At 45.7% G+C, this 12,363-nt stretch carries 15 protein-coding genes; 2 read left to right on the top strand and 13 right to left on the bottom strand.

Going from position 1 to position 12,363, the window contains the following annotated elements; genetic code table 11:
* Entirely contained in the window at positions 1-630 is a 630-nt protein-coding gene (gene sigK / locus GPK81_RS00465) for an RNA polymerase sporulation sigma factor SigK (RefSeq protein WP_021977646.1), read from the top strand.
* 40 nt (positions 631-670) lie between these two features.
* Here the strand turns inward: sigK and GPK81_RS00460 are convergent, their stop codons facing one another.
* The 9 genes from GPK81_RS00460 to mtaB form a co-directional block, all read right to left on the bottom strand.
* Positions 671-1,894, bottom strand: coding sequence for a peptidase U32 family protein (locus GPK81_RS00460; RefSeq protein ID WP_021977647.1), 1,224 nt, complete (start codon positions 1,892-1,894; stop codon positions 671-673).
* A complete protein-coding gene (locus tag GPK81_RS00455; RefSeq protein ID WP_021977648.1) occupies positions 1,854-2,546 on the bottom strand; it encodes an O-methyltransferase in 693 nt (230 codons plus the stop codon). Before GPK81_RS00455 ends, GPK81_RS00460 begins: the two co-directional genes overlap by 41 nt.
* The gene (locus GPK81_RS00450) at positions 2,543-2,947 is read right to left on the bottom strand and encodes an endolytic transglycosylase MltG (protein ID WP_021977649.1); all 405 of its coding nucleotides are present in this window, start codon (positions 2,945-2,947) and stop codon (positions 2,543-2,545) included. Before GPK81_RS00450 ends, GPK81_RS00455 begins: the two co-directional genes overlap by 4 nt.
* Positions 2,948-2,961: 14 nt before the next feature.
* Entirely contained in the window at positions 2,962-3,300 is a 339-nt protein-coding gene (locus GPK81_RS00445; RefSeq protein ID WP_148447335.1) for a YlbF family regulator, read from the bottom strand.
* Positions 3,301-3,304: 4 nt separating this feature from the next.
* Complete coding sequence (locus GPK81_RS00440) at positions 3,305-5,242, bottom strand: ribonuclease J (protein WP_420314377.1); 1,938 nt, start codon at positions 5,240-5,242, stop codon at positions 3,305-3,307.
* Entirely contained in the window at positions 5,224-5,493 is a 270-nt protein-coding gene (locus GPK81_RS00435; RefSeq protein WP_118062786.1) for a DUF1292 domain-containing protein, read from the bottom strand. Before GPK81_RS00435 ends, GPK81_RS00440 begins: the two co-directional genes overlap by 19 nt.
* 48 nt (positions 5,494-5,541) lie before the next feature.
* The gene (gene ruvX / locus GPK81_RS00430; protein ID WP_118062785.1) at positions 5,542-5,994 is read right to left on the bottom strand and encodes a Holliday junction resolvase RuvX; all 453 of its coding nucleotides are present in this window, start codon (positions 5,992-5,994) and stop codon (positions 5,542-5,544) included.
* A 1-nt stretch (position 5,995) separates the two neighbouring features.
* Entirely contained in the window at positions 5,996-6,268 is a 273-nt protein-coding gene (locus GPK81_RS00425) for an IreB family regulatory phosphoprotein (RefSeq protein ID WP_015527087.1), read from the bottom strand.
* Positions 6,269-6,384: 116 nt separating this feature from the next.
* Entirely contained in the window at positions 6,385-7,713 is a 1,329-nt protein-coding gene (gene mtaB, locus GPK81_RS00420; RefSeq protein WP_195566902.1) for a tRNA (N(6)-L-threonylcarbamoyladenosine(37)-C(2))-methylthiotransferase MtaB, read from the bottom strand.
* 131 nt (positions 7,714-7,844) lie between these two features.
* Between mtaB and GPK81_RS00415 the strand changes: the two genes are divergently transcribed.
* Positions 7,845-8,081, top strand: a complete 237-nt coding sequence (locus tag GPK81_RS00415; protein WP_015527084.1) for an HPr family phosphocarrier protein — start codon at positions 7,845-7,847, stop codon at positions 8,079-8,081.
* Positions 8,082-8,247: 166 nt separating this feature from the next.
* Here GPK81_RS00415 and thiI read toward each other — a convergent pair whose 3' ends face one another.
* Genes thiI through prmA form a run of 4 tightly spaced genes read right to left on the bottom strand, consistent with a single transcriptional unit; the run spans position 8,248 to position 12,313 of the window.
* Positions 8,248-9,429: a tRNA uracil 4-sulfurtransferase ThiI gene (thiI, locus tag GPK81_RS00410; RefSeq protein WP_021977655.1), complete on the bottom strand. Its 1,182-nt coding sequence runs from the start codon at positions 9,427-9,429 to the stop codon at positions 8,248-8,250.
* A gap of 24 nt (positions 9,430-9,453) precedes the next feature.
* Positions 9,454-10,608 carry a cysteine desulfurase family protein gene (locus GPK81_RS00405; RefSeq protein WP_195566904.1) on the bottom strand — a complete coding sequence of 385 codons (1,155 nt, stop codon included), beginning with the start codon at positions 10,606-10,608 and terminating at the stop codon, positions 9,454-9,456.
* A gap of 3 nt (positions 10,609-10,611) precedes the next feature.
* Positions 10,612-11,355, bottom strand: a complete 744-nt coding sequence (locus tag GPK81_RS00400) for a 16S rRNA (uracil(1498)-N(3))-methyltransferase (protein ID WP_195566907.1) — start codon at positions 11,353-11,355, stop codon at positions 10,612-10,614.
* A 4-nt stretch (positions 11,356-11,359) separates the two neighbouring features.
* Entirely contained in the window at positions 11,360-12,313 is a 954-nt protein-coding gene (gene prmA / locus GPK81_RS00395) for a 50S ribosomal protein L11 methyltransferase (protein ID WP_118071205.1), read from the bottom strand.
* Positions 12,314-12,363 lie beyond the last annotated feature (50 nt).

Raw genomic sequence — 12,363 nt, 5'->3', positions numbered from 1 at the left:
TTGAAAACATTTTTGAAACCGCTGTCTGCTGCGGAAGAAAAATTTTATCTTCTGCAGTTCCAAAGGGGCGATCCGGAGGCAAAAAACATTCTCATCGAACGTAATCTCCGTCTTGTGGCCCATGTCGCAAAAAAATACCAGGGTTGCGACGAAGATCCCGATGATCTGATATCCATCGGCACCATCGGCCTGATCAAAGCAATCTCTACTTTTGATCCCTGCCGTACTTCCAAGTTGTCCACCTATGCGGCACGCTGCATTGACAACGAACTTCTCATGATGCTCCGCGCCCGAAAAAAACGATCCAGGGAAGTTTCCCTTTATGAGCCTATCGGAACAGACCGGGAAGGTAATGAGATCAGCCTTCTTGATATCATTGAAAGTCCACCCGTAGATGTTGTGGAAGACTGTTTCCAGAAAGACAGTATTTCCCATCTTCTCAGTCATATCCCTCAGATCCTTACCCAAAAAGAATATGAAGTGATCTGCTGCCGCTACGGTCTGAACGGTCAGGATCCTCTGACACAGCGTGAAATTGCCAGAAATCTTTCCATCAGCCGTTCCTATGTATCCCGCATTGAAAAAAATGCGCTCCGTAAACTCCGAACACTTTTTCCCGAAAAACAGTAAGGGGAGAACGTTCTTTTCGTTCTCCCCTTAAATATCTGTTTTACTCACCTCTTCGAAGAATATCAAATACCTCCGGTGTCTCGTTCAGTTTCACATAAATTCTCTGTTGTGCATGTGGTGCACTTTCCATGGATTCTCCTTCTTCGTTATAAATGGCTTCCACTGTAACCGGGATATTTCTTCCATCCGGTTTCATGATCTCAATGGTTTCCCCCACAGAGAATTTATTTCTCTGTGTCAGTCTTGCCAGACCTCTCTCATCGATCTCTTCCGCAAATCCAAGATAAGTATATTCTCTTACATAGGTATTACTGTCATAGATCTGTGTGTTCTCATCCGGTTTTCCATAGAAAAATCCGGTCGTAAACTGACGGTAGGTACAGTTTGAGATCTGTTCCTGATACCATGGCATATTGGCATGATACTTTTCCGGACTTTCCATACAGTCATCAATGGCCTTACGGTAAGTTCTGGCTACCGTTGCCACATAAAGAGCTGTTTTCATGCGGCCTTCGATCTTCAGGCTGTCAATACCGCTGGTAAGGATATCTTCCATATGTTCTACCATGCAGAGATCCTTGGAATTGAAAATAAAAGTCCCTCTCTCATTTTCAAATACCGGCATATATTCTCCCGGGCGTTTCTCCTCCACAACGGAATATTTCCATCTGCACGGATGCGTACAGGCTCCCTGATTGGCGTCCCTGCCTGCCATAAAGTTACTCAGAAGGCATCTTCCGGAGTAGGAAATACACATAGCTCCATGGATAAACGTCTCAATCTCCATGTCATCCGGAATATGTGCCCGAATTTCCCGGATTTCCTCCAGAGAAAGTTCTCTTGCACTTACCACACGTTTTGCTCCCAGATTATACCAGAAACGGTATGTCTCATAATTGGTATTGTTCGCCTGTGTACTGATGTGGCGCTCAATCTCCGGACAGATTTCCTTTGCATACATAAAGATTCCCGGATCTGCGATAATCAGTGCGTCAGGACCGATTTCCTTCAGTTCCTGAAGATATTCTCTTACGCCTTCAAGATCCCGGTTATGGGCCAGGATATTTACTGTCACATAAACTTTTACACCATGGGCATGGGCAAAAGCAATGCCCTCGCGCATGTCCTCTTTTGAAAAATTCTTAGCCTTTGCACGAAGTCCAAAGGCTTCTCCGCCGATATAAACGGCATCTGCACCATATATGACGGCAACCTTTAAAACCTCAAGGCTGCTCGCCGGAACTAAAAGTTCTGGTCGTTTCATAAGCCTGTTCTCCTGTTTTTACACTTACAGCCGCCCCGTCTCCAAGTGGCAGTACCGATGTACGAAGCACCGGGCTGTGGGTCAGCTGCCAGAGGTATTCTCTCATTCTTTTATAAATTGTCCGGTTTCTCCGTTCCACAAGATAATGAGATTCGATAATGTCTCCCTCCTGCAGCACGTTGTCTGATACCAGTACACTTCCCTCTTTCATCAGACGCAGCACATCCGGAAGCCAGTGGATATACTGTCCCTTGGCCGCGTCCATGAAGATCATGTCAAATGTTCCGGTAAGGGTTTTCAGGATCTCACCGGCATCTCCCTCCAGAAGTGTGATCTGGGATTCCCTTCCTGCACGCCTGAAATTATCCTTTGCCACAGGAATCCTTTTTTCGTAATTTTCTATGGTAACGATCTTAAGATCTTTCGGGCCGTATTCACACATAAGAAGTGTGGAGAAGCCTACGGCAGTCCCCACCTCCAGAATTCGCTTCGGCTGTTTTACTGCCAGAAGCATCCTCATAAAACTCTGCATATCCCTTCGGATGATCGGCACCCGGTCCGCAAGTGCCCTTGATTCCAACTCCTGCAGAAACGGAGTATTCCCCATATCAAGAGAATTGATATAGGTCTTCATGCGTTCTTCTACGATCACTGGCTGTTCGATCCTTCCTCACTCTCTTCTCCGGACAGTACCGCTATGATCCTGGTCGGTGTATAAGCTGTACTGAGAAGGTATGTACCGGCCTTGATCTGACCGTGGTACGCGGACATTCTCTCCTGCACTACAAAAGCAGCTGCATCCTTGATAAGCCCTTTCTGCTCCAGAGTCTTACCTACCTTATATGCAGACGCACCTTCTTTTATGACTACAGTTACCTGCTGTCCTTCTCCCGGACTCATGGCCTGCTGATTAAATACATCATATCCAAACTGATATGCGGATTTTCCAACCCAGATCAGAAATACAAGGATACAGATATACAGAGCGATCTTAAATGCCCCTCCAGCCAGAAAAACCCCGGCTCTGCCTGCCTTGTCTCTTGTGTCTGCCATAGTCTTTCTTCCTCCTATAAGTCAGGAATCTGTATGTCTATCCCGGCTACCAGTGTTCTGCAGATTCGCTGCATCAGTCTGCACAGCGCAAGCTCGGCATCAAGATAGGCATTTACTTTCAGGTTCTGTCTCAGACTTGCAGATTCACAGTTGAGCTGTTCCGCTATCTGGAACAGCTCATCCTTGTCTGCCTGACTCTGAAGTCTGAAATTATCTCCCCGGAATTTCATCACCCTCGCCTTCAGCTCAGGATCTTTCTCAAGCTGGGCTGCCTGTTTCTGATATTCCTGGTATTCATCACTTCTGTGCACAGCATCGAGAAGTTTCTCAATGTCCATGCTGATTTCGTCCATCCTCTTATGCCTCCATAATGATCGGCAGAATCATCGGACTTCTCTTGGTGCGTTTCCACAGATATTCACCAAGTGCATCTTTGACTTCTGTCTTAATTTTGCCCCAGTCTGTGATATTGTTTTCCAGGCAGGAATCCAGTGCGGTTTCCACAACCTGTCTGGCATGTTCCATAAGATCCTCGGATTCTCTTACATATACAAAACCTCTGGAAACAATGTCCGGTCCTGCAAGAACCACATTGCTGTGGCGCTCCAGTGTCATAACAACAATCATAATTCCGTCCTCTGACAGATGCTGACGGTCACGGAGTACAATATTTCCAACATCGCCCACACCAAGTCCGTCTACGAAGATCGCTCCTGTGTGAACACTTCCTGTTACCTTGGCATCCTGTCCGTCCAGTTCCAGTACATTTCCGGAAGAAAGGATAAAGATATTCTCTTTCGGAATTCCAAGATCTTCCACAATATGTTTCTGTGCAGTCAGATGACGGTACTCACCATGGATCGGGATCGCATATTTCGGTTTTACAAGGGAGTAGATCAGCTTGATCTCTTCCTGGCAGGCATGTCCGGAAACATGGACATCCTGGAAAATAACTTTGGCCCCCTTCATGGACAGCTCATTGATAACCTTGGAAACTGCTTTTTCATTTCCGGGAATCGGATTGGAGCTGAAGATGATGGTATCGTTTGGCTTAATGGTAATCTTCTTATGGATGTTGGCTGCCATACGGGAAAGTGCCGCCATGGACTCACCCTGGCTTCCAGTTGTAATCAGAACTACCTTGTCATCCGGATAATTCTTCACCTGATCAATCTCGATCAGAGTATTCTCAGGGATCTGCAGATATCCAAGTTCGGATGCTACCGAAATAACATTGACCATACTGCGGCCTTCTACTGCAACTTTTCTTCCGAAACGGTATGCAGTGTTAATAATCTGCTGCACACGATCCACATTGGACGCAAAGGTCGCAATGATGATTCTGGATGTACGGTACTCATTAAAAAGATTGTCAAATACATGTCCCACTGTGCGCTCGGACATGGTAAATCCCGGTCTCTCCGCATTGGTACTCTCACACATCAGTGCAAGAACGCCCTTCTTACCAATCTCCGCAAAACGCTGCAGATCGATGGCATCTCCGAATACCGGTGTATAATCGACTTTAAAGTCTCCTGTGTGTACCACAATTCCCACCGGAGAGTAAATGGCCAGTGCTGAGGCATCCTGAATACTGTGGTTGGTCTTAATAAATTCCACAGCAAAATCTCCAAGATTAATCACCTGTCCGTGCTTTACTTCTTTCAGCTTGGTGGAACGCACAAGATTGTGTTCTTTCAGTTTGTTGCGGATCAGTCCCAGCGTCAGCTTGGTAGCATAGATTGGAACATTGATCTCCTTCAGTACATAAGGCAGAGCTCCAATATGGTCCTCATGTCCGTGAGTAATCACAAAGCCCTTCACTTTGGAAATGTTTTCCTTAAGATAAGTCACATCCGGGATAACAAGATCAATTCCCAGCATATCATCCTCAGGGAAAGAAAGTCCGCAATCCACAACTACAATGCTGTCTTCATACTCAAAAGCGGTGATATTCATTCCGATCTGTTCCAGACCGCCAAGTGGTATGATTTTAAGTTTCGAGGATGATCTGCGGCTGTTTTTCCGTCCGGATGGTCTGCCGCTGTTCTTAACCGGTCTCTGTGTGTTTCTGCTGCTGTTCTTTACAGCACCGCCTGTGGCTGCTTTCTTCGCTGTCGGGCGGAACGGCTTATCCTGGCGGTTCTTATTTCCGCCACGATACTGTCTTGTCCTTGATCCAGCGTTCTTCTGTCTTGGTGCCTGTTTTCTGGCGCCGCCTGCGGAACTTACTGTTCTGTTCTCCGCATTTCTGTTGTCACCGTTATTTTCGCTTTTCAAAAATCGCTCCTCCATTCAAAATTCACGTCATCCAGCATCTGCTGAAAAACTGCGTAAACAGCCTGAAGCTCGTCCTCATCCTCGACCATCTCATAACAAGCTTCCGTGCTTCCCGGAGCAGAAATATCCTTCAAAATATATGCGTCTGCTTCCTCATCCTGTGAATCGGACACCAAAAGATAAGTCACACCCGCAATGTTGGTCTGCTCCTCTACGTAAAACTCAGCAGTTGTGCCGTCGTCTGACTGAAATATTATTTTTTCCATATTTAATTCTTCCTTATCCGTTCTTATGAAAATATCCGTATTTCCGGTTTATTCTTTCTCACTTTCCTGTTGCGCCTTCTTATGTGCAACAGAGTCCAAATATCCCTGCAAAATAAAGACTGCAGCTACCTGATCCAGATACTGTTTACGGTCTTCCTTATGCACGCCGGTCTCTTCCAGTGTGCGGTCCGCTGCCATGGTAGTCAGTCTTTCATCCCACATAATAACAGGCAGGCCTGTACGTTTCTCCAGCATTTCCTTAAATTCCAGAGATTTCTCGGCCCGCTCCCCTACGGTATTGTTCATGTTTTTCGGGTATCCCAGAACGATCTCCGTAACCTGATACTCCGAAATAATTTCTTCAATACGTGCCAGTGTACGGCGAAGCTTGTTCTCCTGCTTGCGCCATACCGTTTCCACGCCCTGGGCTGTCAGACCAAGAGGGTCGCTTACTGCAACTCCCACAGTCTTCGAGCCATAATCCAGTCCCAGTACTCTCATATTACCGTTCCCAGGACTTGTTCTTGATATACTCGGTAAGAAGTTCCTCTACCAGCTCATCACGCTCCACTTTCATGATCATGCTTCTCGCACCCTTGTGGCTTGTGATATAAGTCGGGTCTCCGGACATAATATATCCTACGATCTGATTCACCGGATTGTATCCCTTCTCATCCATTGCATTGTACACCAGATCCAGGACTTCCTTTACCTGAAGCTCCTGATCCGGTTTTGTTCTGAAATACTGTGTATTTCCCAGATTATTTTCTGCCATTGTCTCTCACGTCCTTAAAATATATTCTTTTTTATTTTAATATAAATTTACATAAATTACAATCTTAAATTTAACGCGGATTGCGAATGCAAACTGTCAACATACGATTCCGTGCTTTATTTTACAACTTCACCGGTCATGATATGCTCTTCAAGGAAACTCTCTGCCTTTACTCTTACGATATCATTTACGCCATAATTTTCGGATTTCGGTACCGCTGTTTTTATATATTCACGGCTGTGTCCCAGATACCAGATCTGGCCATCTTTTGTATATTCCTCTTCAATAAGAACTTCCAGTTCTTTTCCCAGCATGGACCTTTCGTAATCCTTTGCATGACGGTGATGCATCTCGATCATTTTTTCGCTGCGCCGGGCTTTTTCAGCCTCTGTCAGCTGGCCGTCCATGGCTGCTGCCTTTGTGCCCTGTCTCCTGGAATATTTAAAGATATGGGTCTCATAAAAATGAATACCATCCACAAAATCATAGGACTTCTGGAATTCTTCTTCGGATTCCTGTGGAAAACCTACGATCACATCCGTAGTCAGTGCTGGATTTTCATATACTTCTCTTAAAAGTTCACACCGTTCTCTGTATTCTCCGCTTCTGTATCTGCGGTTCATCCTCTCCAGAGTCTCATCACAGCCACTCTGCAGGGAAAGATGGAAATGCGGGCATACTTTTGGCAGTGCCGCAATCCCTTCGGCAAATTCTCTCGTAACAATTCCCGGTTCCAGAGATCCCAGGCGGATACGCTGAATTCCTTCGATCTCATGTACAGCGCGGATCAGGGAAAGCAGTGTCTCTTTTTTCTCCTCCGGAAAATCTACGCCGTAGGAACTTAAATGAATTCCTGTAAGAACTACTTCCTTATACCCTTTTTCTGCAAGGGAATGGACTTCCTTCAGCACACTTTCAATGTTACGGCTTCTGACACGGCCTCTCGCATAAGGAATAATACAGTACGTACAGAACTGATTACATCCGTCCTGAACCTTGATGTATGCCCTTACATGTTCTGCTGTATGATCAATGGAAAGATCCTCATACTCTTTTGTCTGGTTGATCTTAATCACATGGGAGCCATGTCCCGGTTTATTTTCCGCATATTCTGCCAGTGCTTCCACAATATTGATCTTCTGGTTATTTCCAAGTACAAGGTCAATGGCTTCGTCTTTTTCCAGCTTATCACCACCGGTCTGTACATAACATCCCGTTGCTACCACGATTGCTTCCGGATTCATTTTTTTTGCTTTATGAAGCATCTGTCTTGATTTTCTGTCTGCAATATTCGTTACCGTACAGGTATTGATTACATAAATATCCGCTCCCGGCTCAAAAGGCACAATCTCATATCCTGCCTCCTCCAGAAGCTGCTGCATGGCCTCAATTTCATAGGCATTTACTTTGCAGCCCAGGTTGTGTAATGCAACTCTATTTCCCATTTTTCCTCACTTTTTTTACACTTTAACTAATTATTAAAACAATTTTTATCTCTTTTTACCTTGACTTTTCTGGGGCCGACAGGTAAGATGAAAGCTGTAAATACAAAAATCTATCAAGGGAGGTTATTATAATGAAAACAGCTAAAATCTCACTGAACTCCATCGACAAGGTGAAGGCATTCGTAAACGAGATCAGCAAATTCGACTGCGATTTTGATTTAGTATCCGGAAGATATGTGATCGATGCAAAATCCATCATGGGTATCTTCAGCCTGGATCTTTCCAAGCCGATCGACCTCAACATCCACGCAGACGGCGCTGCTCTGGATAACGTAATGCAGATTATTTCCAAATATACAATCGACTAATCTATGATGTATATTTGAGAGGAACTGTATTGGATACAGTTCCTCTTTTTTCATGTTTTCAGAATTTTTCTGATCTCAATGATCTCCCTTTTTCTGATACCGTTTGATAATCCCAGGGAACCTCCAAAGCGGGGTTCCCTGATTGTTTTTTCTTACGGAAAAACAATCACTGAATTTCAATGATCTCTGTGGTATTCAGAGCAGTCTCCATCAGCTCATCGATCTTCTCAGAAAGTTTCTGCTCGGAACGGCGGATCACCTTAAGATTCGGCTTGGTTACCGGATGTTTTGCAACAAAGATGGTACAGCAGTCCTCAAACGGCTGAATGGATGTCTCAAAAGTATCGATCTTTCTGGAAATCCGAACAATCTCCTCTTTATCAAAACCGATCACCGGACGATATACCGGAAGTGTGCAGACCTCGTTTGTGGAAGCAAGACTCTGTAATGTCTGGCTTGCAACCTGACCGATACTCTCACCTGTGATCAATCCGAGACAGCGGTCTTTTTTTGCAAAATGCTCGGCAATACGCATCATGTATCTTCTCATAATGATGGTAAGCTCATCATGTGGGCACTGGTCGTAAATATAAAGCTGGATATCTGTAAAATTAACTACATGGAGACGGATCGGTCCGCTGTATTTGGCTACCAGGCGGGCAAGATCCACGACCTTCTGTTTTGCACGCTCGCTGGTGTAAGGCGGTGCATGGAAATATACCGCATCGATCTTAACGCCACGTTTTGCGATCATGTAACCGGCAACCGGGCTGTCGATTCCGCCAGAAAGAAGCAGCATGGCTTTTCCGTTTGTTCCGATAGGCATTCCGCCTGCGCCCGGAATGGTCTGGGAATATACATAGATCTTGTCACGGATCTCCACAGAAAGATCCAATTCCGGATGATGAACGTCTACACTTGCCTCCGGGAACGCATCCAGGATACGTCCGCCAAGCTCTGCGCTAACTTCCATGGAGCTAATCGGATAGGATTTCTTTGCACGGCGTGTCCAAACCTTAAAGGTTCCGTTAAAGTCCGGATGCCACTGTTTCATATAGCTTACTACGTCTTCGGCAAGTTTCTCAAAGCCCTGCTCTTCGTAGATCATAACCGGGCAGATACCTACGATACCGAATACGTGCTGCAGTGCGTCTACAGCCTCATCGTAATCATAATTCTCCGGGCAGAATACATAGACTCTTCCCTGCTCTTTTTTTACTTCAAAATCTCCCTCGATCTTGGAGAGCGCAATCTCCATCTGATGTACGAGAGCATCTTCAAAACGGTAGCGGTTTTTTCCCTTCAGGGCGATTTCCGCATATTTGATCAAAAATGCATGTACTAACATAAAAATTCCTTTCTTGTGTGTTCTCTATCGACGTGCATACCTGCGTAACATCGGGATGGTTTTTCCCAGGGCTTCCAGGCAGTAATCTACTTCTTCGAAAGTATTCTCCTCACAGAAACTGATGCGGACGGTACTCTCCACATCTGCTCTTGAAAGTCCCATAGCTGTCAGTGTTGCACTTGGTTTTCTCTTATGACTGGAGCATGCACTTCCTGCGGAAATATATACTCCGAATTCTTCCAGTGTATGGAGCAGGACTTCGCTTCGGACCCCGTGGAAAGTCACACTCATGATGTGCGGTGCCCCTTCTCTTAAAGGCATTCCGTTGATGGTGATGTCTCCAAGCTTTGAAAGTCCCTCTGCCATCCGTTCTTTCAGGTCATAAAGGTGCTGTATTTTTTTATCAAAATCTGTATATACCATCTCTGCGGCAACGCCAAGGCCTGCAATTCCCGGTACATTGTCTGTTCCGGAACGCATGCCGTTCTGCTGTCCGCCTCCAAGGATCTGTGGTTGTACTCTTACTTTTTCGTTGATGTAGAGGAAGCCCACACCCTTTGGTCCGTGGATCTTATGGCTGCTTACAGATAAAAGGTCGATTCCCAGTTTTTTCGGGTAAATACGGTACTTTCCGAAAGCCTGGATGGCATCTACATGGAAAAGCGCTTTCGGGCTTTTTTCGTGGACGAGCTTTCCGATCTCTTCTACCGGCATCACAGCTCCCACTTCGTTATTCACGTACATCACAGACACCAGGATCGTATCCGGGCGCAGAGCTGCTTCCAGCGCTTCCAGTTTCACAACTCCCTGATGATCCACAGGAAGGATGGTCACCTCATAACCCTGGTCTTTCAGATAGGCAAAAGGCTGAGCCACTGCCGCATGCTCCACTGCCGTTGTAATGATATGGTTTCCCATACGCTTGTTGGCTTCCACGCCGCCGATAATGGCAAGATTATCTGATTCTGTTCCACCGGAGGTAAAAAGAATCTCTTTTTCGTTAACTTTCAATAATTTTGCAAGGGTTTGGGCGCTTTTGCGGACGTAATTCTCCGCTTCCACTCCCTTTTTATGCATGGCAGAAGGATTTCCGAAATCTCCTGTCATGGTTTTGCAGACAATATCCTTTACTTCATCGAAGCATCTCGTTGTCGCGGAATTGTCAAAATATGCTTCCATAATTTATTCATCCTCCAGTTGAAACATCAGAACAGAAAGTACCGCAAGTCCTGCAGTTTCTGTCCGTAAGATCCGGTGTCCCAGTGTAATGGGTTTTGCACCGGCTTCCATGGCATCTGCCACTTCCTGCTCTTCAAATCCACCCTCCGGGCCGATAAAAACACCGATGCTTTTTCCCGGTTCGATTGCCTGGATCAGTTCCTTTGTCTCTTTCATTCCTTTTGCAAGTTCGTAAGGGATCAGCAGAACATCCAGTTCTTTCGCGTAAGCAAGGGCTTCCTTAAATGTCATCACGGAATGGACTTCCGGAACAAGCATGCGCTTGGACTGTTTTGCCGCACTTTCCGCGATCTGCTGCCAGCGGGATACTTTTTTCTCCGCTTTCTTGTTATCCAGTTTTACCACACATCGTCTGGTTGAAACCGGAACTACGGAATACGCCCCAAGTTCCACAGCTTTCTGGATAATCAGCTCCATCTTATCCGCTTTCGGCAGGCCCTGAAAAAGATAAATGCGGTTTTTCAGCTCATAATCCGGCTCCTGGACATAGAGGATGTGGAGCAGCACTTCATCCTCCCCGGCATTTTCGATCACACAGTGATATTCTTTCTCCTTGTCGCTGATCCAGAGCTCCTCGCCTTTTTTCATGCGGAGCACGTTCACGATATGGTTCACATCACTTCCTGTGATGTGGATCTCATGTCTTTCCCCGTCGATCTGATGAGGTTCCACAAAAAATCGCTGCATGAGATCAGTCCTTTCTTGCTGTCACAGATACCCACTCGCCCTGATGAGTCACTTCTACCAGAGTCAGTCCGGCGTCTTTCACAGCCTGCACTACAACGTCTTCTTTTACATCCAGGATGCCAGATGTAATGTAATAAGCGCCTTTTTTCATCTGTGCAACGATCACCGGTGTCAGCGGTACCAGAACATCTGCCAGAATATTTGCAGTTACGATATCATATTTCTCATATCCTACCTGATCCTGAACGTCTTTGTCATCGATGATGTTTCCGATCATCATGTCAAAAGATTTCTCCTCGATCTGGTTGGCTTCCTTGTTCTCAGAAACAGCCGGAACTGCACATGGATCAAGGTCTGTACCAACCACATGGCCTGCGCCAAGCTTCAAGGCAACGATTCCCAGAATACCGCTTCCGGTTCCCACATCCAGGATTTCCATTCCCGGTTTCACAAATTTTTTCAGCTGACGGATCACAAGCTGTGTAGTCTCATGCATTCCTGTACCAAAAGCTGTTCCCGGATCAATGTGAAGGATCATCTTGTCCTTATCCTCTGCCTTCACTTCTTCCCATGACGGTACAATCAGGATATCATCCACATAGAACTGATGGAAATACTGTTTCCAGTTGTTGATCCAGTCTTTATCCTCTGTCTGGGATTCTGTGATGGTAGCTTCTCCGATATCCACAAAGCTTCTTAAATCTTCCAGTGCTTCTTTTACATCTTTCAAAATGGCTTCTGTATCTGCATCCTCTTCCAGATAGAAATTCAGATATGCGATGCCGTCATCTGCCGGTCCCTCCGGCATGATATCCACGAACATCTGCGCCTTGTCCTCATCAGTCAGCGGCTGTTTATCCTGGATCTCCACTCCTTCAATTCCCACTTCGGCAAGTGTGCAGATCACGATATCCTCTGCCTCTGTTTTTGTCTTAAGTGTAAAACGGTTCCATTTCATATTTCTATATCTCCTTATGCTGTATACACATTTACGGATTTTCGTTCCTG

The sequence above is a fragment of the Blautia sp. MCC283 genome, from assembly GCF_018785565.1.
GTDB lineage: Bacteria > Bacillota > Clostridia > Lachnospirales > Lachnospiraceae > Blautia_A.
This window is presented reverse-complemented; position numbering and strand designations above follow the sequence as displayed.